16 protein-coding genes are annotated in these 22910 nt (G+C 61.5%); 12 read left to right on the top strand and 4 right to left on the bottom strand.

Translation table 11 applies throughout. The features are described 5' to 3' along the window. Positions 1–7: 7 nt before the first annotated feature. The 4 genes from tssI to tssH form a co-directional block, all read right to left on the bottom strand. The gene (gene tssI / locus FHT29_RS31540; RefSeq protein ID WP_168600930.1) at positions 8–2332 is read right to left on the bottom strand and encodes a type VI secretion system tip protein TssI/VgrG; all 2325 of its coding nucleotides are present in this window, start codon (positions 2330–2332) and stop codon (positions 8–10) included. A gap of 7 nt (positions 2333–2339) precedes the next feature. Beyond that, entirely contained in the window at positions 2340–2888 is a 549-nt protein-coding gene (locus tag FHT29_RS31535; protein ID WP_168600929.1) for a hypothetical protein, read from the bottom strand. A 117-nt stretch (positions 2889–3005) separates the two neighbouring features. Then, a complete protein-coding gene (locus FHT29_RS31530) occupies positions 3006–3482 on the bottom strand; it encodes a type VI secretion system tube protein Hcp (protein WP_034511314.1) in 477 nt (158 codons plus the stop codon). A gap of 63 nt (positions 3483–3545) precedes the next feature. Continuing rightward, a complete protein-coding gene (tssH, locus tag FHT29_RS31525; protein ID WP_168600928.1) occupies positions 3546–6293 on the bottom strand; it encodes a type VI secretion system ATPase TssH in 2748 nt (915 codons plus the stop codon). A gap of 245 nt (positions 6294–6538) precedes the next feature. Here tssH and tssA point away from each other — a divergent pair, with 245 nt between their 5' ends. From tssA to tssM, 12 genes are all read left to right on the top strand, one after another. Next, a complete protein-coding gene (gene tssA, locus FHT29_RS31520) occupies positions 6539–7570 on the top strand; it encodes a type VI secretion system protein TssA (protein WP_168600964.1) in 1032 nt (343 codons plus the stop codon). A 105-nt stretch (positions 7571–7675) separates the two neighbouring features. Beyond that, complete coding sequence (gene tssB / locus FHT29_RS31515; RefSeq protein WP_034511320.1) at positions 7676–8188, top strand: type VI secretion system contractile sheath small subunit; 513 nt, start codon at positions 7676–7678, stop codon at positions 8186–8188. A gap of 110 nt (positions 8189–8298) precedes the next feature. Beyond that, positions 8299–9777, top strand: a complete 1479-nt coding sequence (gene tssC / locus FHT29_RS31510; RefSeq protein ID WP_037199572.1) for a type VI secretion system contractile sheath large subunit — start codon at positions 8299–8301, stop codon at positions 9775–9777. Positions 9778–9841: 64 nt separating this feature from the next. Next, positions 9842–11230, top strand: a complete 1389-nt coding sequence (tssC, locus tag FHT29_RS31505; protein ID WP_168597813.1) for a type VI secretion system contractile sheath large subunit — start codon at positions 9842–9844, stop codon at positions 11228–11230. Continuing rightward, on the top strand, positions 11227–12054 hold the full coding sequence (locus FHT29_RS31500; RefSeq protein ID WP_168597812.1) for a type VI secretion system accessory protein TagJ: 828 nt from the start codon (positions 11227–11229) through the stop codon (positions 12052–12054). Before tssC (FHT29_RS31505) ends, FHT29_RS31500 begins: the two co-directional genes overlap by 4 nt. Next, positions 12047–12556, top strand: a complete 510-nt coding sequence (tssE, locus tag FHT29_RS31495) for a type VI secretion system baseplate subunit TssE (RefSeq protein WP_168600927.1) — start codon at positions 12047–12049, stop codon at positions 12554–12556. Before FHT29_RS31500 ends, tssE begins: the two co-directional genes overlap by 8 nt. After that, on the top strand, positions 12549–14330 hold the full coding sequence (tssF, locus tag FHT29_RS31490) for a type VI secretion system baseplate subunit TssF (protein WP_168600926.1): 1782 nt from the start codon (positions 12549–12551) through the stop codon (positions 14328–14330). The genes tssE and tssF overlap by 8 nt, the downstream gene beginning before the upstream one ends. A 21-nt stretch (positions 14331–14351) precedes the next feature. Continuing rightward, positions 14352–15377 (top strand): type VI secretion system baseplate subunit TssG, encoded by a 1026-nt coding sequence (tssG, locus tag FHT29_RS31485; protein WP_168600925.1) that lies wholly within the window; start codon positions 14352–14354, stop codon positions 15375–15377. Next, positions 15367–16560: an FHA domain-containing protein gene (locus FHT29_RS31480; protein ID WP_168600924.1), complete on the top strand. Its 1194-nt coding sequence runs from the start codon at positions 15367–15369 to the stop codon at positions 16558–16560. The genes tssG and FHT29_RS31480 overlap by 11 nt, the downstream gene beginning before the upstream one ends. Next, positions 16557–17897, top strand: a complete 1341-nt coding sequence (gene tssK, locus FHT29_RS31475; protein WP_168600923.1) for a type VI secretion system baseplate subunit TssK — start codon at positions 16557–16559, stop codon at positions 17895–17897. Before FHT29_RS31480 ends, tssK begins: the two co-directional genes overlap by 4 nt. Next, positions 17894–19414, top strand: a complete 1521-nt coding sequence (tssL, locus tag FHT29_RS31470; protein ID WP_168600922.1) for a type VI secretion system protein TssL, long form — start codon at positions 17894–17896, stop codon at positions 19412–19414. The genes tssK and tssL overlap by 4 nt, the downstream gene beginning before the upstream one ends. Then, entirely contained in the window at positions 19411–22902 is a 3492-nt protein-coding gene (gene tssM / locus FHT29_RS31465; RefSeq protein ID WP_168600921.1) for a type VI secretion system membrane subunit TssM, read from the top strand. Before tssL ends, tssM begins: the two co-directional genes overlap by 4 nt. The last annotated feature ends 8 nt before the right edge of the window (positions 22903–22910 follow it).

Here is a 22910-nt window from a genome sequence, read left to right as displayed (position 1 = left end):
CAGCGCCTCAGCCCTGCGCCGTCGTATCCGACGAGGTCGGCGATGCTTCGGTGAAGCCGCCACCTGGCTTATTGAGATCAACGACCTTGCCGTTGATCTGTGTCGGTCCGGACGCCGTGAAGTTGAAATGCGTCCCCAGGATGATGACCGTGCCGTCCTGACGCATGATGAACTTCGAAGCACCGCATTCGATGACGAACTCTTCGCCGACGATCACCTTCTTGAATTTACCGACCTTTTCGAGCGATGTCTGACCGACATTCGTGACCTTGCTCACACCGATCTGTTCAACCCGGGCGACACCGACAGTATCCGACTTGAAAGAGCCGACAATGGTATTCATGATCCCCGGTAACGGGAAAAGATCCGACGCGGCGCTTCCAACACCACTTCCCGATCCCGCCAGCGCCGTACCTGCATCGGCACGCGGACTGGGGCCAGAGACGACACCTTCACGGCTGCCAAGGCCGCCGGCACTTAAGAAGCCAAGGGCAGAGGATGCCAGCGTACCGGCAAATGCGGCAAGGCCGGCTCCGCCTCCGCCGGCGATCTGACCTGCCTGGGAAAGTAGCCCGGCCGTCTGTCCCGAAAGCCCTTGCACCGCTCCCATCAAGGCCACCGCCATCGGGCCTGTACCACCGACCACCGTATTAACCGATCCGCCGATCTCATGCTTCTGGTTGCCGCTGACCTCGACGGCGCGGTTGCCGCCGATGGAGGCGACTTCGTGGCGGTCGACGCGTTTGGTGCGGTCGTTGCGGATGCGTGTCGTCTGGTCTTTCTGCGCATGGAAGAACATGTTCTCGCGGCCGGCATCATCCTCGAAGGTCATTTCGTTGAAGCCTGTGCCCTTGTGCGTGTTGGAGCGCATGACCATGCGGGTCTTGTTGCCCGGCAGGTCGTAGGGCACGCCATTGCTCGGGTTCGGCACCACGCCCGTCACCAGCGGCCTGTCCGGATCGCCGTCGATGAAGGCGACCATGACTTCCATGCCGATGCGCGGAATAACCTGGCCGCCCCAGGTGCCGCCCGCCCAGGTCTGGGCGACACGCACCCAACAGGTGTCCGAACCATCCTTCTTTGCCTTTCTGTCCCAAGGATACCAGAGCTTGATGCGGCCATATTGGTCCGGATGGATCTCTTCGCCGGCGGGACCGGCGACGATGGCCACCTGTGTACCTCGGATGCGCGGCCGCTCGGTCTTGCGATGCGGCGTCATCGGCACGCGTGACGGCACCGCCTCGAACTCGTTGGTATATTCCGGCTGATCCATGTTGGTTTCGTAGGAGGGATCGACGGCGACATGGGTCGCGCGGATGATCACGTGCTCCTCGTAGACATGTTCGGGATGGGCAACCTCATAGGGTGTAAACCGCCGGCCCGCCTCCAGTATCCGCGATGTCGAACGCCCGACGACGCGATTGTGGTCGGCCTCGCTCGCCTGCATGCGAAGCTTCTGCGCCCGCTCGGCCTCCGAGACAGAAGCGATGCGGGCGGGATATTCGTAGAGCTCGCGCTTCATCGCCCCCGGCATCTGCACCAGCGAAGGCGTGGTGGTGCCCGGCACGATCTGCGGGGTTTCGAAGTTCCAGTCGGCGCCAGCCCGTTGACCGGGGATATAAGCGTAATGCTTCATCCATTCATTGATATGGTTGCGGTCGGTCGACCCCTGAGCGAGACGCACCCTGCTCTCACCCTGCGCTGATGGCGATGGTCCGGCCCATGAGTTCGCGCCATCCGCGACATGCAGCCGGTGGCTGCCATTCTCATGGGAAAACCAGTAGAACAGGCCGTCCTCTTCAAAACGGCGGGTCAGATAGTCCAGATCGGTCTCGCTCCATTGCACCGAATAATGCTGTGGCGGCGGTGTCGTGACCACGCCGGAGAGGTCTGGTGCCGGAATGCCATGCTCGGAAAACAGCGTTTCGACGATGTCGATGCTGGTCTTGTCCATCCATATGCGGCAGTCCGAGCGCTGCGACAGCAGCCACATTTGCGGCTTCAAGATCATTGAATAGGAGCGCAGTCCGCGCGTGATTGGGGGCCCCTCCTGAAGAGAGGTAACCAGACCGTTGAAGGGACGGCGAACGCCGTCGCCGCCATCTTCGGACTGTTGGACTTCGATGGAGATATCCACCAGGCGGCCGATCAAATCCTCCGGCTGGATGACTTCCCGCTTGGCGCGCACGGAAAGCCGGATATCGAAAAGCGAGGATACGCCTTCCGTTATCGTCACCCGCTCCGGCAGGAGCTGGTCCGTACCAAGCGGCGAGACGACCCTTAGATTTCGGGTCGCCTGGACGAAATCATTGGCCGAAGGCTGGTCGTTCATCTGTGCGTCATCCTACCCGTGAGCTCGCTGCACCCGCCTTGCCGGCGCTACCGAGCACTTGCTTACGGCCGCCGACGAGATAGGCCATCTGAAACAGCGTGCCGTTCGGCAAGGTCTCGTGCATGCCGGGGCCGTAAAGCACTTCCGGCGTCAGGATCTTGCCGATCTCGGCGCGTGAAGCGACCGTGCCGAGCAGATAGGCGCCTCGCGCCATATAGGCCCGGGTCTCGCCGTCGGTGACGGAATAGTTGAACTGGGCAACGAACACGGAATGATGGTTGGTGTCCATCTCCCGGATGATGTTGGCTTCGTTGTTGCGCAGCCATCGCTGCAACCAGTGCGTCAGCGACATTTCATTGGCTTTTTCGGAAAACATCCGAAAGAGAGATGCAGCGGCACCCATGGCCTGGTTCCGGGCGGCGAATTCGCGCGTACCACTGGGATAGGAGAAGTAATCATAGGAAGGACCGCGGCCTGCACGCCTCATTGGCGGAAGGTCGGTCTGCCTCACCGGCTCCATTTGCAGCGCCGGTGATGAAACGGAAAAATCTACCATGGCGACCTCGATGAAAAACGTTGTCAAAAACGTGCAAATCGCAGCCGCAGCGGCGATTTAGCATCGAACACGGTTCCGGCGCGTCTAATCGCAACGCGCCGGAAAACGGTGCTATCGTTAGGCAGCCTTGGTCGTTGCCAGGTCGTAGGAAGCGATCATCGGCGACTGCGGCGACTGCGAGTCGTCGTAAGGCGTGTACTTCACTTCCATCTTGGTGAAGTTGAGCTTGATCGTTTCGACCGGGCGATCGCCATTGGAATCGACCGAATAGCTGGCGATCAGCGTATTGGTGAGCGTGTATTCGATATAGGTATCGCCCGGGTTGCCGGTCGTTACCAGATGGATCACGGCCTGCTTGCCGGTGCGGCCCGAGCATGCTTCCTGGAACAGCTTGGTCGACGAGGAATCGCTGACCTTGGTCAGGATCACTTCCGAAACGGTGGGCTCGGAAGCTTCGCGGTTCGCTGCCGAACCGGCCGACGTTTTCATGTTGCGTGAAACGTTCCAGTGGATGACTTCGATATCCATCCACTTCTTGTGCTGTTCGTGGGTGGCATCGCCCTGAATTCCGTCGATTTGCAGATAAATCGGCATGCTCTCAGCTCTCCTGTTGGGATTGAATTCGCCTTGTCGCTGCAAGGCGGGTTACCTTTCCGTCTAATGCCGCATCCGGACATGGTTCTCGTCCGGGGCTGCCTCATTCGCCGTGCAGCTTGTTTCGCGGCCAGCGAATTCATTGTCGTCCACCGGGTTTTCCTCGATGAGGAACCGGTGATCGCCAAAACTGATGGTGATGCCGGCGACCTTGCGTCCCACCGCAACGGCATCGAGAAAGAAGGTCGACAGTTCGGGCAGAAGATCGCGTCCGATCATGGTCTCGATGGCGCGGGCGCCCATTTCGCTCGCCTTGGCGCGGGCGACCAGCGCCTCTCGGGCCTCTGCCGACAATGAAACCGATGTGCCGTACGATGCCGCGACGCGATCGCGAATGCGACCGATCTGGATGTCGACGATGCCGCTCAGCGTCGCGCCATTCAGCGGCAGGAAGGGCAGAACAGTGGTACGGCCGACGAAAGCGGGCTTGAAATGTTTCTGCAGTTCTGGAAGCAGCAGGGCTTCCAACGCTTCGCCCTCGGGCATCGTCTCCGGATCGGAGGCAAACGCCGCCAGCAATTCCGAGCCGGTATTGGCAGTCATGACGATGGTGGTATTCTTGAAATCGATATCGCGGCCTTCGCCGTCGCGGAGCGTTCCCTTGTCGAACACCTGGTAGAACACTTCCTGGACGCCAGGATGGGCCTTGTCGATCTCGTCCAGAAGCAAGACGCCATAGGGGCGGCGGCGCACGGCTTCGGTAAGCACCCCGCCCTCGCCATAGCCGACATAGCCGGGCGGCGATCCGAGCAGCAGCGAAACCTTATGCTCTTCCTTGAACTCCGACATGTTGATGGTCGTCAGATATTGGCTGCCGCCATAAAGAAGATCGGCCAGCGAAAGCGCCGTTTCGGTCTTTCCGGTTCCCGACATGCCGACGAGCAGGAAGACGGCGGGCGGGCGGCGCGGATCGGAAAGTCCGGCGCGGGCGGAGCGCATGGCGGCCGAAATCCGCTCGATCGCGGCATCCTGGCCGAGGACGCGCTCCTTGAGCCTGGCATCCAGCGTCTTGACCGTCTCGACCTGATCCGACAGCAGCTTGCCGACCGGAATACCGGTCCAGCGCGCGACGATGCCGGCGATGACTTCCTTGTCGACAATCCGGGGAACCAGGGGCATCTCTCCGGCAAAGTCGGCGAGATTGCGTTCCGCCTGCGCCAGCGCCGCACGAATGGTTTCCGGGGACGAGCCATGGGGCGGGAAAAGCGCGACATTGTCGCCACGCACGGGCGTCCCGTCTTCGCTCGGCTGCGCGTCGGCATCTTTCAGCAAGGCTTCAATTCGGTCGGCTTCCTTCGATAGCCGGATCTCCTCGTCAAGCTTGGTCTGCAGCCGCTCGATCTCGGCGATCACTTCACGTTTCTCGTTCTCGATGATGGCCAGGCGGGCGTTGAGCTCGGGCGCGGGCGGCTCAGCAGAAAGCGCATCGACCTCGGCTTCCAGCATCTCCTGCTCGTAGCGCAGGCCTTTCAATGCCTCGGGGACAGTTTGTCGAGCCAGGGATACGGCAGCAGCAGCCGTATCGATGAGGCTGATCGCCTTATCGGGCAATTGTCGCGCAGGGATGTAGCGCGCCGAAAGGCGAACGGCGGCGGCCAGCGCCTCGTCGCGAATGCGAACCTTGTGATGAGCCTTGAAGCTGTCGACGACGCCTCGCAGCATGCGGATAGCCGTCTCCTCATCGGGCTCGAGCACCTGAACAACCTGGAAACGTCGAGTCAGCGCCGCATCCTTCTCGATGTGGCGCTTGTATTCGCTCCAGGTCGTTGCCGCGATCGTTCTCAGCTCCCCGCGCGCCAGTGCCGGCTTCAGGATGTTGGCGGCGTCGCCCTGCCCGGCCTGACCGCCGGCGCCGATCAGGCCATGGGCTTCGTCGATGAACAGAATGATCGGCTCCGCTGAAGCCCGCACCGCGGCAACGACACCGTGCAGGCGACGTTCGAACTCCCCCTTCACGCCCGCGCCGGCCTGGAGCAGGCTAAGATCCAGCAGCAGAATTCGAACCGGCTTCAGCATATCCGGCACGCTTCCGGCGGCAATCTCAAGTGCCAGCGCCTCGGCGACCGCCGTCTTGCCGACGCCGGCCTCGCCGACCAGGATCGGATTGTTCTGTCTGCGTCGCATCAGGATGTCGATGACCTGACGGAGTTCGCGGTCGCGTCCGATGACGGGATCTATGCGGCCAAGCTTGGCATCGGCCGTCATGTCACGGGTGTAAAGGCGCAGAAATTCGTTCTCGCCGGCACTAGGAACCGGCTCGGAATGTTGCGTCGATGAAGCTGCACCAGCGGTCGACGATACAGCACTCAACCGCTTTTCGAGCGCGTTGCGGTCGAGATTTCGCAGCGAAGGCGCCATGCCGCGGGCCATGATTCGCAGCGATTGATCGTCGGTCAGCGCGGTGAGGAGGTCGGCCAGGGCGATGCTGTTCCGGCCACATTGAAGCGAGGCAACAAGCCAAGCTTCTCGCATCAGCGCAAGCAGCTGTTGGGATAGCACCAGTGCTGTCCCGCCGTCCCGCGGCAGCTCCGCGATGGCGGTATCAAGCTCGGCTCGCAGAGCGTGTGAAGATACGTTAAGCCCTTCAAAAAACGAGCAAACTTTAGATACGTCGAGCAACGCACGTATCCAATGTGCGACATCCACGTTGGCGTGCCGATCGCGCGCAGCGAGAGACGCTGCAGCCTCAAGACCCACACGCAATTCGGGCTCAAGCGTTCTGATCAGACGATTGAGATCGATGTTGAACACGTGGAAATTTCCTCCTTAGGTTTCTAAACTAAGTGCATCCTCCATGCCGCGAGAACAACTAGGGCGGTTATCCAATTGTGTCCAGCCCGCAAACATTAATTTTTGCGAAGCCCTCCGATTTGGCATCGTCACAAATCCGTTACAGAATATACACAGTTGACAACGAAATATATCGACATAACTATCTTGCGCTTAGGCGATGTAGTTGGAAATGTGGAGTTAAGCCCCTGCTCAATGTTCGTGACATAGAGACTCAATTTGACAAAGATGCGCCATGTGGAGAAAACATACGCATCAATACTTCTACACGCGAAATATACTATAGAATAAAAGACGCAAGGAACCAGGCTCGAGCTACTGAACGAGGTATATCACCTGGTGAGAATATTAGCCTTTCACCTGCTTGGTCAGACGTCAGCAATCTTGGATTGCAGATTGTTTCTTCAAAAAGTAAGGACCTCGAAGTATTAGCGTGGCTGGCGGAAGCAGAACTACGTCTTCGCGGTTTCGAGGGATTGAAGGATGTCTACCAGGCGATAGCGTCGCTTTTAGACAAGCATTGGGAGAAATTTCATTCGGTCGGCGAGGACGACATAGAAGAGCGTCTTGCGCCCTTGGCGGGGCTGAATGGGGTCGGCGGCGAGGGCACGATCATCCAGGCGATCAGGCTGACAGCGCTCGTGCCCGGCATGAAATTCGGCCAGTTTTCGCTCTGGGATTTCCAGCTTTCGCAACGACCCAACGAGACCAGGCGACGCGAGGAACTGAACCAGGCGGTAATAGAAGCCGGCACTTCGGCGATGAGTGCCCATCTCGAACATGTCAACGGCTGCATCGCCGCCTTCGAGCGGCTCGTCTCCATCCTGAACGAGCGCTGCGGAGCGAAGGCGCCACCAAGCTCCAACACGCACAATGTCCTGCTTGAGGCCGCATCAGCGCTTCGCACGCTTGCCGGCATCGAAGCACAGCCAGTCGAAGCCGAGGTCGTGCCGCGACCGCCGGAAGGGACGAACGAACCGGCTCAGCCGCGTGCACGGCCCTTGAGCGCCGAATCGATTGGCTCACGCGAAGAGGCTTTCGAGCTGTTGTTCGCCGTTGCGCGCTACTTCCGTCGCACCGAGCCGCATTCGCCGATCTCGATGGCGATCGAGACGATGGTGCGGCGTGGGCGTATGGATTTCTCGGAACTATTGGCCGAATTGCTGCCGGAGCAGCAGGCTCGAAACGCCGTGCTGACGGCCGCCGGAATTCAGCCGAAATCCAACAAGAGCGGGTGACCGGTACAACCTGCCACGCAACTTTTTGCAACCCGCCCTTTCCAAAATCGAGTTGCGCCACATGTGAAAAGCGAATTTTGCCGCTTGGGATTGAAGGAGAAGCTTATGGCGAGTGTTCATGAAAAACTAGAGCGAGTGCGCAAGCCGAGGGTCCACATCAAGTACGAGGTGGAGACCGAAGGCGCCATGGTCGTGAAGGAACTGCCCTTTGTCGTCGGCGTGCTCGGCGATTTCTCAGGCAATCCGACCCAGCCTCTGAAGCCGTTCGGCGAGCGCAAGTTCGTTCAGATCGACCGGGACAATTTCGACGACGTGATGCGCCGCATGACCCCCGGTCTGAACATCACGGTCGAAAACACGCTCGAAGGCAACGGCTCGGATATTGCCGTCTCGCTGAAGTTCGAGAGCATGACGGATTTCGAACCCGGTTCCGTCGTCAATCAGGTCCCCGCGCTGAAGGCCCTGCTCGACGCCCGCAACCAGCTTCGCGACCTGATGAGCAAGGCGGACCGTTCGGAAGAGCTGGAGCGGCTGCTCGAAGAGGTCCTGCAAAACAAGGCAGATCTTTCGAAGCTGATGTCCGAACTCGGCGCCCACGAAAAGCCGGCGGCAAGCTGATAGCAATCGGCGGTCCGCGAAGCGGATCGGCCAATCCTGTTTCAAGCAGCCGATAGCGGCGGGCGCACAAGCTTCACCGATATCGCAGCATTTTCCGTAAGGATCGAAAAATGAGCGCTGAAAGCCAGTTGAAGACCAAAGAGGCCGAGTTTGCGCCCGAGGAAGATCTGCTGACGCAGATCGTTTCAGCAACCCGGCAAACCGAACCCGATCGCGCCCAGGACCTCCTGAGGACGCTGACCGACCAGGCCTTGAAGGGCACTGTCACCTACGACCGCAACCTGACGGTCACCCTCAACAACGCCATTGCCGAACTCGATCGCAAGATCTCCCGGCAGCTCGCGGCCATCATGCAATCGCCTGAGTTCGCCAAGCTGGAGGGCAGCTGGCGCGGGCTGCACTATCTGGTCAAGAATAGCGAAACCAGCGTCAATCTGAAGATCCGCGTGCTCAACGCATCGAAACGCGACGTCTCGAAGGATCTGGCAAAGGCCGTGGAATTCGATCAGTCGCGGCTCTTCAAGTCGATCTACGAAGACGAATTCGGCACACCGGGCGGCGAGCCCATGGGTGCGATCATCGGCGACTACGAATTCGACAATTCCTTCGACGACGTGCAGACGCTGCAGGCCATCTCATCGATCGCCGCAGCCGCTTTTGCCCCTTTCATTTCAGCGGCAAGCCCCCGCATGTTCGGCTTCGACGACTATCGTGAGCTTGCCCGTCCGCGCGATCTCGAAAAGATCTTCGAGACGGTGGAATATGCGAAGTGGCGCAGCCTGCGCGACAGCGAGGATTCGCGCTTCGTCACGCTCGCGCTTCCCCGTGTCCTTGCCCGCATGCCCTACGGGCCGAAGACCAACCCGATCGACGAATTCGGCTTCGACGAGACAGAGCATTCCACGACCGGCGAACTCGAGCACAATTCCTATTGCTGGATGAACGCGTCCTACGTGATGGGCACGCGGCTGACGGACGCTTTCGCGCAGAGCGGCTGGTGCACGGCCATCCGCGGCGCCGAAAACGGCGGCAAGGTCGAGAACCTGCCCATGCATATCTTCTCGAGCGACGACGGCGACCTCGATCTCAAGTGCCCGACCGAAGTCGGCATCACCGACCGCCGTGACGCGGAGCTCGGCAAGCTCGGTTTCCTGCCGCTCTGCCACTACAAAAACACCGACTATGCCGTGTTCTTCGGTGCGCAGACCACGCATAAGCCGAAGCTCTACGACAAGCCGGAAGCGACAGCCAACGCGGCGGTTTCCGCTCGCCTGCCCTACATGATGGCGACGTCGCGTTTCGCGCATTATCTCAAGGTGATGGGCCGCGACAAGATCGGTTCCTTCATGGAAGCCGAGGACTGCGAAAACTGGCTCAATCGCTGGATCTCCAACTACGTCAACGCCAACGACGACGCAGGCGAGGAATCGCGCGCCAAGTATCCGTTGCGCGATGCGAAGGTGACGGTCCAGGAGGTTCCGGGCAAGCCCGGCTCCTACAACGCCGTTGCCTGGATGCGACCCTGGCTTCAGATGGAGGAATTGACCACCTCGCTGCGAATGGTCGCCCGTATTCCGAGCAAGAACTAGGGGGAGACCGCGCGGCGGTCATCCCGCCGCGCGCCTTCAGTCAACCAAGATGATCGCGACGACGATGGAATCGAGAGCCGCCTGGCCCCGTCAGGTGCATCGCGTGATCGCCATGATCGACGATGCCCTTAACCGGCAGGTCAACGCTATCCTGCACCATCCCGAGTTCCAGGCGATGGAAGCGCGGTGGCGCGGGCTTGCCATGCTGGTGCACCACACCGGGCAATCGGATGACGTGAAAATCAAGCTCCTGAGCGTCAGCTGGGCACAGCTGTCGCGCCATCTTGAGCGCACGACCGATTTCGATCAGAGCCATCTTTTCGAGCTGGTTTACAGCCGCGAATTCGGCATGCCCGGCGGCGAGCCCTTCGGCCTGTTGATCGGCGACTACGAACTGTCGCCCCAGGATCCAAGCGGCGGCGATACGATCGGCGCTCTGACCCAGATCGGCATGGCCGCCGCCTCCGCCTTTTGCCCCTTCGTCGCGGCCGCTTCGCCGCAGGCGATCGGCCTGCAGCACTTCAACGAATTGAACCGGGTCCAGGATTTCTCCTGGCTCGCCTATGATCCCACCCGCATTCGCTGGAACGGGCTTCGTGCGCGGGAAGACTCGCGTTTTCTGGGACTTGTCGCGCCGCGAATCCTGATGCGCTCGCCCTATGAAGCGTTCGCACGTGAACGCGACGATCAATTTCCGTTCCGCGAAAGCATTGCCGCCGACGGCAGCACCCTGCTGTGGGGCAATGGCGCCTTTGCCTTTGCAATGATCGTCATTCGCAACTTCATCGAATCCGGATGGTTCGCCGATATTCGCGGTGTGACCCAGGATGCGGTCGATGGCGGCTTGCTTAGCACGCAGGAGCTGGCACCCTATGATCTCGGGACCGAAAGTCATGGGCTTTCGCAACAGGCGCCGGTCGAAATACGCCTGACCAATACTCAGGAGCAGCAACTCTGCGAGCTCGGCCTCGTGCCGGTCGCAACCACCTATCTTTCCTCCTCGGTGATCTTCAATTCCAACCAGTCGCTGCATGCGCCGCCGCATTATTCGAGCGAGCAGGCGCGGCAGAACGCGCGCATCGCCGCCATGCTGCAATATGTGCTCTGCGCCTCCCGCTTCTCGCACTACCTCAAGGTCATCATGCGCGACGAGATCGGCCGACTTGCCGACACAGTCTCGATCGAGCGCAAGCTCAACGACTGGCTCTCCAGCTACACCCTTGGCAACGACGATGCCGATGTGCCGTTGCGCATCCGCTTCCCATTGCGCTCGGCTGGCATCACGGTCGACGAGATTCCCGGCAAGCCGGGCATGTTTGCCTGCACGGTGCGGCTGCAGCCGCATTTCCAGCTCGACGACGTGTCGACAAGTTTCCATCTCATTGCGGAGGCAGCGAACTCGACGCAAGCGCTCTCCCGTCCCGCAAACGCGCCGCAAAGGATGTCTGCATGACTCTCTCCGCAAAGATCGCCGAAGCACTCCGCGAAAATGCGCTCGAGAATGCGATCGAGCAGGCGAAGGCGCATTTGAAGGTGGCGCCGGGCGATAAGGACGCCAGACATCTCTTCATCGACCTGCTGATCCTTGCCGGCGACTATGCGCGCGCGGATGCTCAGTGCAATCTCGCTGCCACCTTCGCTCCGGAAGACACGATGGGCTTTGCCTTGCTGCGCAATCAGTTGCGGGCGATGGCAGCGCGGTCTGCCTGGTTCGATAAGGCGGCCGCTCCGGATTTCCCGAATGGCCCGACCGTGCTCGACCAGGCGGCATTGAAGGTGGCGGTTGCACATCGCGACGGCTCTCCGGAAACGGCAGCAGCACTTCAATCCTTCGAGGAACTCAGGGGTGAACGGCCGATGAGCTGGAACGGCCAGCCGGTTTCGGATTTCCGCGATCTCGACGACCGAATTCCGCATGCGCTCGAAGCGATCATGACCGGGGGAGCCTATCTCTGGATCGATTTTTCCAGGATCGCCGCTGTTCGCCTCGAGCCCATATCGCGCCCGCGCGATCTCGCCTTCCGTGTGGCCGAACTGGAGCTTGCCGATGGCGCCATCGCGACGGTTCTCCTGCCCGCGATCTATCACGGAACGACAGGGGCAAAGCTGCTGCTCGGCCGCGAAACAGAATGGATCGAGGAGCCCACGGGCATCACCACCGGCCGCGGCCAGAAGTGCTTTCTGGCCGGCGACGACCTCGTCTCCTTCCATGACCTTGAGATGCTGGAAGCCGTGTCCCGCAACGCCGACGAGACAAGGCGAGCCGCCCATGGTTGACCCCCTCGAACGCTACAGGCCCCGGGAGAGGATCGTCGCCAGATCGATCATCGATCGGCTGATCGACGAGGACCCGGATCGATTGCAGGACTCGCCGCTGACGGCAGCCGAACAATTGCGCGAGCTGCGCGAATGCATCCGCCGCGATCTGGAAGCGCTGCTCAACACCCGACGCTGCCCGACCGCACCGCCTCCGATCTATGAGGAACTCGGCGATGCGCTGGTATCCTTCGGCGTCGATGGCATGGTGTCGGCAAACCTCGTCACGGATGAAGCCAAGAGCCGTCTTGCCCGCCTGATCGAGCGGCGGATCGCCCTTTTCGAGACGCGCCTTTCCGACGTGCGCGTGAGCATCCTGAAGAGCCGCGGCAACGGCGAACGCGCCTTGCGCATGCGCATCCAGGCGACATTCCGGGTGCATGAGGGCATGCCGCCGATCAGCTTTGAATCGACGATCGATCCGTCGACGCAGCGTTTCCTTGTGGAGGCCGGCAATGGCTGACGGCTTCCTGCAGCGATACAATGACGAACTCGCCGCCATCCGCCGCCGCGCTGCGCGTTTCGCAGACGCCTTTCCGAAAATCGCCGGCCGTCTGCGCCTGACGGGCGAAGTCGCCGATGATCCCCATGTCGAGCGGCTGATCCAGAGTTTTGCCTATTCGGCCGCTCGCGTGCGTCAGAAACTCGACGACGAGTTTCCGGAACTGACCGACGGCCTGCTCGAAACGCTCTACCCGCATTATCTGGCGCCACTACCCTCGATGAGCATCGTGCGCTTTGCGCCGAGCAACACGCTTGCCTCGGTTCAGACTGTTCCGCGTCACACGGAAATCTTCGCCGAGCCGATCGGCGGCGAGAGCTGCCGCTTTCGCACCACCCAGGATACCGAGGTTGCGCCGATCGAGATCGTCTCAGCTTCGCTGGCGGGCCATCCGATCAGCGCGCCGCCCTCGCCGCATGCCGGTGCTGCCGGTTGCCTGCGTTTGTCGATCCGCGCGCGCGACACCAACAAGCCGTTGAGCGAAATCGGCCTTGATCGGCTCCGGCTGCACATCGGCTCGTCCTGGCAGCAGGCGGTCGCCATCCAAGAGCTTCTCGTCAACCACACCCTCGGCATCGCACTTGCGCATCATGCGGATGATCGGGCCCCCGTGATGCTGCCGGCCAGGGCGCTGCGGCCGGTCGGATTCGAACCGGACGAAGCCATACTGCCCTATCCCGCCTCAAGCTTTGCCGGCTACCGGTTGCTGACCGAATTTTTCGCGCTGCCGCAGAAGTTCCTCTTCATCGACATTGTCGGCCTGAAAGCCTGGCAAGGAGAAACGCTGGAGATCTTCATTTATCTCGACGAAACCAGCGCAAAGCTGGAGCGGACGATCTCGGCACGCGATTTCGTTCTCAACGCGACGCCGGTGGTCAATCTGTTCCTCCAGACCTGCGAGCCGATCGCGCTTGACGGCACGCGCACCGAATACCGTGTCCTGCCGGACGCCAGACGGCAGAAGACGCGCGAGATCTATGCGATCGACAGAGTGCTCGTGTCCGGACGCGCCGGCGAGGAGGAGCATTGTCAGCCCTTCTTCGGCCGCAGCCTGAAGGGTGGAGCCTCGTCGCTGTTCTGGCAATGCGCTCGCCGTTTCGATGCCGATGACGGCACCTTGGACATGGAAATTGCCTTCGTGGATCGCGCACACCGCCCCAGTGGGCCTGTAGACAAGATCGCCAGCATTGACGCGCTCTGCCTCAATCGCGAACTGCCGGAACAACTGCCGTTCGGCGGCGGCCATCCCTATCTGCAGCTTGCCTCCGGTAGCGAAGCGGTGGGCGCCGTCGAGGCCCTGATGGCCCCCACCCCTTCCGTGCGGATGAACGAGCAGCAAGGCCGCAACTGGCGGCTCATGTCGCATCTGCAGCTCAACCATCTCTCCATTTTCGACAATGACGGGGCCGCGCTGAAGGACATCTTTTCGCTCTATGCTTTCCGCGACAGCCGCGAGACCAGACAGCTTGCCGATGCCCTGGTGCGGATCGAGGCGAAGAGCTCGATGACCCGTCTAGGCAGTGGCGGCATGGTTCCCGGCACCGATATCCGGCTGGAATTCGATCCCGCGGCGATCGACCGGCCTTCGGCCTATCTCTTTGGCAGCGTTCTCGATCGGTTTTTCGGTCTTTACACCTCGATCAATAGTTTCACCCGTCTCTCCATCTCATTGAAGGGACAATCAAAACCGATTGCCGTCTGGCCGGCACGCGCCGCCGAGCGGCCCCTGCTCTGACGAAAGGATGGGTTGAAGACGATGGAGCAATTCCGGCCGAGTGACAGCGACATGCTCGCATCGCTGCTCGAACGCGACCCCGGTCGTTTCGAGCCGACGACGGCATTCCGCGTTGCCCAACATTCGGCTGGCGATCATCTGTCGGTGTCCTCGCCAGTCGGCGTTTCGCCGGCCCCGCTCGCCGTCAACGACTTTAAGCGGAAAAGCAATGGTGCGTCGCTGAGTGCCAGCATGGGCGGCTTGCTCGGCCCGCTCGGGGCAATGCCGCCAAGCTACAATGAACTTGTGATGCGCGAGGAGCGCAATCGCGCCCGCGGGCTTGCAAGCTTCTTCGATCTTTTCACCAGCCGTCTGACGGAGCTTTTCGTCGATGCCAGCGAGAAGTATCGCCTTGCCCGCAGGCTGCGATGGAACCCGGACAGAAACGGAAACTCCTTCGTTACGACGCTTTTTTCGCTTGCGGGCTTCGGCACGGCTCGACTGAAGGAGCAGGTTCGACCCGACGACGAGCTCATCCTCAGATTTTCAGGTTTCTTTGCGGCCCGGACCCGTAATGCGGTCAATCTGCAGGCCATGCTGCATGAGTTCAGTGGGCTGCCCGTGGCAATCGAGCTGTTCAAAGGGCGTTGGCTTTCCATCCCCATCGAGGAGCGCAGCCGCATGGGCAAGCCCCACGGTGTGCAGCTGGGGGTAAACGCGACGGCGGGAGCGGCGATCCATGACTTCGGCGGTAGTTTTCGCGTCGTCATCGGACCCGTCGACTACAAGGACTACTGCTCCCTTTCCCCTGATAGCCGTAACATCGACGCGCTCTTTGCATTGACACGCCTTTATGTCGGCCCAGCGCTTGATTTCGATATTCAGGTCGTCCTCAAAAAGGAGCACATCCCTTTCTGCCGGCTGGGCGAAGACGGTGACCCGCCCAGACTCGGCTGGAACAGTTGGGCACGCGTCGGCAGCGCGGATCGTGACAGCGGGGACGCTATCATCATCGAGCCACGCTCGAAGCACGCGCAACCCACCGAAGGAGGCGCCCATGCGACTTGAGTTGCGTCAGATCGCTGGTGAGGGTGCGAGCAAGGGCTGGTTCTTCGAGCGCGGCAAACGCACGCTCGGCCGGTCACCGGACAGTGACTGGCAGGTATCGGACCCGCGGCGGTTGGTTTCGAAGATCCATTGCGTGATCGAGCGCGATCGTGGCGGTTTCCTGCTGCGCGACCAGAGCGCTAACGGCACCCAGGTCGACGGCGTCACGATCCTGGAAGGTGAAACTGCAAGGCTGACGGACAAGTCGAAGATCGCTTTCGGCGACATCGCCTTCAATGTCGTCATCAGCGGCGAAGCCGATCGCGATATCGACGATCCCGCCGCCGATCTGCGGCTGAGCGACGAGACGATGACCATTTCCTCGATCCTCGCCGACATCGCGCCCGGCGGCGGCACAGCGAACGGCATACTCGGCCAGCGCGGCGGAGAAGACTGGATCGCCGCAATTCCACAATCGACGCGAAAGGACAAGCAGTCGAGCCGCAACGTCGATGTCGGCTGGAGCGGTCCGCCCGATATCGACGGCATCAAGCCGATCTTGCCTGACGATTGGAACGCGGACTTCGATCTAGGCAGCCAGTTGGAGCATAGCGCGGCGATGCATGTCTCCGTGGCGGTCGCGCGCAGCTCCGGTCGCGATGCCGCGGATACGACGAAAGCGATCGTTCCGGCAAACGATACCCGGGGAGCGGAAGACCCAAGTTATGGGGTGCAAGACGAAGCCCTGCTGCTGTCGGACGATCAGCTCCAGCAGTTTGAGGCTCTTGTCGATATGTTGGAGCAGACGCTCACCGATGAGGCGTCGATCCTTGGCATCGAAGATGATCGTGTTCATTCGCCCACTTCGCTCTTCAGTCGCGAGCGAGCCGAGCAGCTGACAGATCGGCTTCGAGCGCTCATCGCGAGGCAGTCCGCCCTCAATGCCGGCCTAGAAAATCTCGTTCGTGAGGCGAGCCGCATGTTCGAGCCCCGTATGATCGAAGCCCATGTCGATGCCACCACCCGCAAGGTGCTGTGGCATGGCAGCCGGGACTATTGGAAGACCTATCGCGCCCAGTTCGAACGGGACGGCCGGAGCATTTCCGTCCGCGATCTGTTTGCGGAGGCAGTACGCGCCTCAGCGGATAGCCGCGACGAACAGGAAATCAGCACCATTGCAGAGAGGACGGGTAACACCCGATGAAGAACGAAAATCGAGTGGCGTGGAGCGAGGGCATGTTCCTTCGCGTACAGCATTTCCAGCAGGCCGATCGCTGGACGGAGCGGCTGGTCCGTACCACCGCGCGCGGATTGTCGCCCTATCCCTGGGGCGTTGCGGAAATCGGCGTCGACCGCAGCGCGCTTGCCATCGGCCAGTTCGCGCTGTCGAACCTGCGCGGAATCCTGCCCGATGGAACGCCGTTCGAAGCGCCCATCGACGCGGACTTGCCGCCTCCGCTCGATCTGGACGATTCCACGAAGAATGCCATCGTTTATCTCGCCCTGCCGGCGCGCCAGCCCGGCAAGGCGGACGTCGCATTGAACGGCGGCACGATGCGCAACAGCGTGCGCGTCACTGCCTCGCTATACGAGGCGCCGGATTCGAATATCGAAACCGACTTCATGGCGCCGATCGATGTCGGCCGCCTGAGCCTGCGCTACCTGAAGACCGGTGACGAGCTTGCCGGCTACGAACTGATCGGCCTTGCCCGCGTAATCGAGGTGCGCTCGGACAGGGCGGTCATTCTTGATCCCGATTATATCGCCCCCTGCCTCAACTGCGCGGCCGAAGCGCGGTTGAACGAGTTGATCACCGAATTGCTCGGCATCGTGCGTCACCGCGCCGAAGCGATCGCCGAGCGCATCGGCGATCCAACGGTGCGTGGTACCGCCGAGGTGGGCGATTATTTCCTGCTGCACATCCTCAATCGCGCCGATCCGATGTTGCGCCACATTGCGGCGAATGCATCGAGGATGCATCCGATGGCCTTCTACGAGCAGTGCATCGAGCTTGCCGGCGAGCTCGCCACATTCACGACCGACAGCAAGCGGGCGAGCGAGTTCCCGCCTTACCGGCACGATGATTTGAAGGCGACATTTGCAGCTGTTTTCAATGACCTGCGCGCTTCTCTTTCCTCCGTGCTGGAACAGGCTGCGGTCGCAATCGAGCTCATCGAGCGGCGGCATGACGTGCGCGTCGGCACCATCAACGACCGCTCGCTGCTCAAGGATGCGGGCTTCGTGCTTGCCGTGCGCGCCGAGATGTCGGCGGAGGACGTGCGGCGCAAGCTGCCGGCGCAGATCAAGATCGGCCCTGTCGAGCGGATCGCCGAACTCGTCAATGTAGCACTGCCCGGCATCCCCGTCCGTCCGCTGCCGGTTCTGCCGCGGCAGCTGCCCTACCGGTCCGGAACGATCTATTTCGAACTCGATACGAAGAATCCGCTTTGGAAACAGCTTGATACCTCCGGCGCGATCGCCCTGCATCTTGCCGGCGACTTCCCTGGCCTGGAGATGGAACTGTGGGCTCTCAGAGAATGAACACACCACGATCGACACCATGGCACGAGTTGCCAACCATCATCGAGCTGACGGAAAGCGGCGCCAAGAAGAACGACGCCGCCCGCAAGATGGCCGATATCCTGGATGACGAACTCGATCAGCAGGCGGCAGTGGCGCCCGGCGGCTGGTCCGTCGATACCTTGATCCGCAACTTCCGTTTTGGCGGCGAGGACGTTCCGACCATTGTGCGCTCGGCCGCTCCCCTGCTGAACCTTGCCCATAATCTCCGCAACACCGACGAACAGCCTGATATCGCCGAGTTGCGGCGTGTGACGATCGAGGCCGTCGGGCGCTATGAGCGCGATCTCGCCAGCGCCCGTATCAGTCCGGAGCGGGCGCGGGCAGCCCATTATGTAGTCTGCGCAACCATCGACGACGTTGTGCTGAGCAAGCGCTGGGGCGTGCGCGCCGGCTGGGCGCGCTCGGGTCTCGTCTCCACCTTCCACATGGACGTCACCGGCGGCGACCGGGTGTTCGATCTCCTCGACCACTTCCAGCAAAGCCCGGGCACCAACAAGGACTTGTTGCTCCTTATATATCTCTGCCTGTCGCTCGCCTTCGAAGGCCGCACGCGCGTTTCGCCGCGCGGTTCGCTGGAACTCGGACGCATCCGCGATAGCCTCTATAAGACTTTGCTCGGACAATATGGCGTCTTCGAGCGCGAACTGTCGCCGCACTGGCGCGGCGTTTCCGCCCGACACAAGCCGTTGCGCACCGTAGTCGCGCTATGGACGGTTCTTTCCGTTCTCGCCCTGCTGTTTGCGCTCGGCTACATGTTCTTCACGCTCTCGCTCAATAGGGCTTCGGATGCGACCTTCGAGCGTCTGGCAAACTTGCCGCCGCACGATACGCCGAGCGTTCTGATCGACACGCCGAAACCCAAGGAGACGGTCGCCGAAGTTCCACCGCCGCCAAAGAAGCAACCCGAAACGGCCGCGCCGGCGGTCAAGCAGGCTCCGAGCCCGCTCGACAATCTTCTGGCTTTCCTCCAGCCGGAAGTCGACCGCAAGCTCGTCACCCTTTCCAACTCCAACGGGCGGCTGCTGGTCCGCATCAACAATTCCGGCCTGTTCGATACCGGCAGCGCCGAAGTCAGCAATCGGTTCCGCGACCTTCTCCAGCGCATCGGCGGTGCGCTTGCCTCGGAGAAGTTCCGCGCCGTCGTCGTCGGCTATACCGACAATGTTCCGATCCGCACGACCCAATTTCCGTCGAACTGGCATCTCTCCGAAGCCCGTGCCCGCGCCGTCGGCGATATCCTCGCTGCCTATACCGGTAAGGATGCGATCCTGACGGAGGGACGGGCCGACAGCGATCCGCTGGCCGGCAACGACACGCCGGAGGGCCGCGAAATAAATCGACGCACGGAAATCCTGGTGCTGACCGATCCGACGCAACGGCTTGGTGACGCCGCCCTCAATCCGCAGTCGACGACCGGGCCCGTGAGCGGCAACGCGTCCCCCACGCCGGCAGCAACGACGGGGGCTGCCCGATGAACCCACTCGGCATATTTTACACGCTTCGCTCCTACGTCTCGGTCTATGCCGGCCTTCTTGGCCAGCGTTTCATATCGCTCATCTGGGTCGCAGCCATCTGCGTCCTCATCTGGTTCTACGGCTATACGATCGGCTACGGCACCTTCAAACCGTTCGCCACCGTCAGTGCCCGCCTGATCGCAATCGGCGCGGTCATTGCGGTTTGGCTCGCCTATCTGCTGCTCTCGAGGCTGCGCGCCCGCAAGCGCGACAAGGCACTCGTGGATGGTATCAGCGACGATGCAGCGAGCCAGCAGGCCGAAGTCGGAGAGATCCATAGCCGCCTCAAGGAAGCACTGCTGCTGCTGCGTCGCATCAGCAAGAAGCGCTTCGGCTACATCTACGAGCTTCCCTGGTACGTCATCTTCGGCGCCCCTGGCTCCGGAAAGACTACGGCGCTCAGCAATTCGGGACTGAAGTTTCGGCTCGGTGATGCCCTTGGAAGCAATTCCGTGCAGGGCGTCGGCGGTACCCGCAACTGCAATTGGTGGTTCGCCGACGAGGCGATCCTCATCGATACGGCCGGCCGATATACGACCCAGGATGATCTGAACGGCGCATCGAAGGCAGGGTGGGAGGGCTTTCTCGGTCTCTTGAGAAAATACCGCCGGTCGCAGCCGATCAACGGCGCCCTCGTCACGCTCTCGATCGGCGACTTGCTCGGCCGCGATCATGAGGCGCAGCTCGACGAAGTGCGTTCCATCCGCAAGCGGCTGTCCGAACTTGACGAATATCTGCAGGCGCGGGTGCCTGTCTATGTCATTCTGACCAAGGCCGATCTGTTGACCGGCTTCGTCGAATTTTTCGATGGGCTTGCCAAGACCGACCGCGAACAGGTCTGGGGCACGACCTTCGGTCTCGACGAGAGCTACAAGGGCGAAAAGCTGCCCGAACGCTTCATGGAGGAATTCGCGCTGCTGCAGCAGCGGGTCGACGCGATGCTGATCGAACGACTGCAGCAGGAGCCGAACATCGAAGTTCGCGGCCGGATATTCCGTTTCCCTGCTGAGCTCGCCGCTCTGGGCGAGCGGTTGGAGGAAGTGCTGAGCGAGCTTTGCTCCTCGTCAAGCCTTATCGAAGCGCCGCTGATGCGCGGCGTCTATTTCGCATCCGGCACGCAAGGCCGGGAGACGGCGGTGGCGGAAGCGCCCCGCATGCGCCGCAGCTATTTCCTGTCGCGCCTCTTCAAGGATGTCATCTTCAGCGAGGCGTCGTTGGTCGCGCGTGACAGGCGCTTGTCTGGCCGTCAAACGATGATCCGGCGCATCGCCTATGGCGCGGCAGCGCTGGCGCTCGCAATCGTCTTCACCGGCTGGACCGCAACCTATTTCCAGAACTCGCGCGCCATTGCCGCCGCCGAGCGGCGCATCGACAATTACGAGAAGCTGGCGAACGGCATTCCGGTGCGCGATGTTAACGACGCGGATTTCCTGCGGGTCCTGCCGGCTCTGGACAATCTGCGCGCCGTGACTGGCGGCTTTGACGAGGCAAGGATCTGGCCTACGAGTTTCGGTCTCGACCAGGAAAGCAAGATCGCCAGCCGCCAACGCGGCGCCTATCAGCGGGCGCTGAATTCCCTCTTGCTGCCGCGCATGCTGGTGGAGCTTCAAACGGAGCTCAAGCAGTCTCCCGACGTCCAGAAGACCTTCGACAGCTTGAAACTCTACGGGATGCTCGGTGGGCTGGGCCCTGTCGACAAGGATTTCGTCTCGCAACAGGCGGAAGACATGTTTGCCGCGCTCTATCCAGGCGAAGGACGCGCCGCCACCCGGAAGGCTCTGGTCACGCATGTCGAGGCCTTGGCCGCCGGCAGCCTGCCGGCGATCGAACTCGACAACACGCTGATTGCCAAGGCACGCGACACCATCCGGCCACAGAGCCTTGCCTCGCGCGCCTATGACATTCTCACCCATTCCCGTCAGGCACGTCAGCTCGATCCATGGATCCCCGGGGACGCTTTGGGACCGCTCGGCGCACAAGTCTTCCAGCGAAAGTCAAAAGCGGCGCTGCGCGATGGCATGCCGGGAATTTTCACCGGCAAGGGCTATCGCACAGTCGTGCTGCCAACAGTCGAAACAGCGGCGTCCGAAGCGCTTAAAGAACAATGGGTTCGCGGCGACAACAGCAACCCCACCGGAATGACCGCGGATACCATCGCGCAGGCGGCATTTCAGCTTTATTTCGATACGTTCCAGCAGCGATGGTCGACGCTTCTTGCCGATCTGCAGGTGCGGCCGGCAAACAGTCTCGCCGACGCAACCGAAACGGCGAGGATCCTGGCGGCCAATCCCAGCCCTGTCGAGATGGTGCTGAAATCTATCGCGACAGCAACGGATCTGCGCCCAACGGCAGGAACCGAGGTCGCTTCGCTCGACGATGTTCCGGATGCCGCCCTCGCCTCGGTCGCAACCAGCGTCGCCAATACGCCTGATCCCTATGGCCCGCTACGTGCGGCCCTCGAAGTGAACAGCAACAATAGGCAGGCCGCCTTATCGGACGAAAGAACGGCAGGGAGCAGCGACAAGCCTCGCTCCCAGATCCAGAATCTTCAACCCATTTTGCAGAATATCTATAGCCAGCTGTCGCGTGCCGCCACATCGACTGCGGAGGTCTCGCGCGTCTTCGACGCCGGCGGCCAGCTTGCCAACGCCAATCAGGACCTGCTTCAGCAGGCGCGCGGCCTGCCGGCGCCGGCGGACGCGTGGATGGTCGCGGTCGCCGCCGATATCGGATCGCTTGCGGTCAAGACGGCGCGCGCACGGATCAACGATCTTTGGGCCACCGAAGGTGCGGATCTCTGCGCCCGCATCGTCACCGGCCGCTATCCTTTCGACCGGACATCCGTACAGGATATCGCCATGGCGGATTTCGTTCGCCTCTTCGGACCGCAGGGCCTCTTCCAGACCTTCTTCAAGAACCGGCTGGACGCCTTCGTGGATACCAGCGCACAGCCTTGGGGCTGGCGAGGCACCTTCGGCGGCGACAGCATCCCGAGCCAGGCGATCGCGCAATTCGAAAATGCCAGCAAGATCGAACGCGCCTTCTTCCCTGCCGGCAGCGAAAAACCTGCGATCTCCATCAACGTGAAGCCGGTATCGCTGTCGGATTCGGCTAATGCCGTCATGATGGAGATCGAGGGCGAGCGCGTCGTTTATTTCCATGGGCCGATACAATCGAAATCCATCGGCTGGCCGGCTGCGGGCGCGGACAACCAATCCCGGATCGCATTTCTGCCCGGAGGCTGGCAGGAGGCCATGACGCAAGGCGGCGACTGGTCGCCCTTCCGCCTCTTCGACGCCGCGAAAGTCACGATCGAAGGGCCGGATCTTTTCCGGGCCCGCTTCGAAGACAGCGGCCGAACAGCTGAATTCGATGTGCAGTTCGGTTCCGTCCTCAACCCGTTCCGGCTGCAGGCATTGTCCGATTTCAGCTGCCCGGCGCAATTTTGACGGTCCGG

The organism is Rhizobium sp. SG741 (genome assembly GCF_012275435.1).
Lineage (GTDB): Bacteria > Pseudomonadota > Alphaproteobacteria > Rhizobiales > Rhizobiaceae > Rhizobium > Rhizobium lusitanum.
The sequence above is the reverse complement of the archived record's forward strand: the minus strand, read 5'-3'. Positions and strand labels throughout refer to the sequence as shown.

What these genes read in the sequence shown, in the direction of transcription:
- tssB (WP_034511320.1), top strand. Translation starts at nt 7,676, where the DNA reads ATGGCGAGTGTTCATGAAAAACTAGAGCGAGTGCGCAAGCCGAGGGTC.
- tssI (WP_168600930.1), bottom strand. Translation starts at nt 2,332, where the DNA reads ATGAACGACCAGCCTTCGGCCAATGATTTCGTCCAGGCGACCCGAAAT.
- FHT29_RS31535 (WP_168600929.1), bottom strand. Translation starts at nt 2,888, where the DNA reads ATGGTAGATTTTTCCGTTTCATCACCGGCGCTGCAAATGGAGCCGGTG.
- tssL (WP_168600922.1), top strand. Translation starts at nt 17,894, where the DNA reads ATGAACACACCACGATCGACACCATGGCACGAGTTGCCAACCATCATC.
- tssE (WP_168600927.1), top strand. Translation starts at nt 12,047, where the DNA reads ATGGTTGACCCCCTCGAACGCTACAGGCCCCGGGAGAGGATCGTCGCC.
- tssC (WP_037199572.1), top strand. Translation starts at nt 8,299, where the DNA reads ATGAGCGCTGAAAGCCAGTTGAAGACCAAAGAGGCCGAGTTTGCGCCC.
- FHT29_RS31530 (WP_034511314.1), bottom strand. Translation starts at nt 3,482, where the DNA reads ATGCCGATTTATCTGCAAATCGACGGAATTCAGGGCGATGCCACCCAC.
- tssK (WP_168600923.1), top strand. Translation starts at nt 16,557, where the DNA reads ATGAAGAACGAAAATCGAGTGGCGTGGAGCGAGGGCATGTTCCTTCGC.
- FHT29_RS31480 (WP_168600924.1), top strand. Translation starts at nt 15,367, where the DNA reads ATGCGACTTGAGTTGCGTCAGATCGCTGGTGAGGGTGCGAGCAAGGGC.
- tssC (WP_168597813.1), top strand. Translation starts at nt 9,842, where the DNA reads ATGGAATCGAGAGCCGCCTGGCCCCGTCAGGTGCATCGCGTGATCGCC.
- tssM (WP_168600921.1), top strand. Translation starts at nt 19,411, where the DNA reads ATGAACCCACTCGGCATATTTTACACGCTTCGCTCCTACGTCTCGGTC.
- FHT29_RS31500 (WP_168597812.1), top strand. Translation starts at nt 11,227, where the DNA reads ATGACTCTCTCCGCAAAGATCGCCGAAGCACTCCGCGAAAATGCGCTC.
- tssF (WP_168600926.1), top strand. Translation starts at nt 12,549, where the DNA reads ATGGCTGACGGCTTCCTGCAGCGATACAATGACGAACTCGCCGCCATC.
- tssG (WP_168600925.1), top strand. Translation starts at nt 14,352, where the DNA reads ATGGAGCAATTCCGGCCGAGTGACAGCGACATGCTCGCATCGCTGCTC.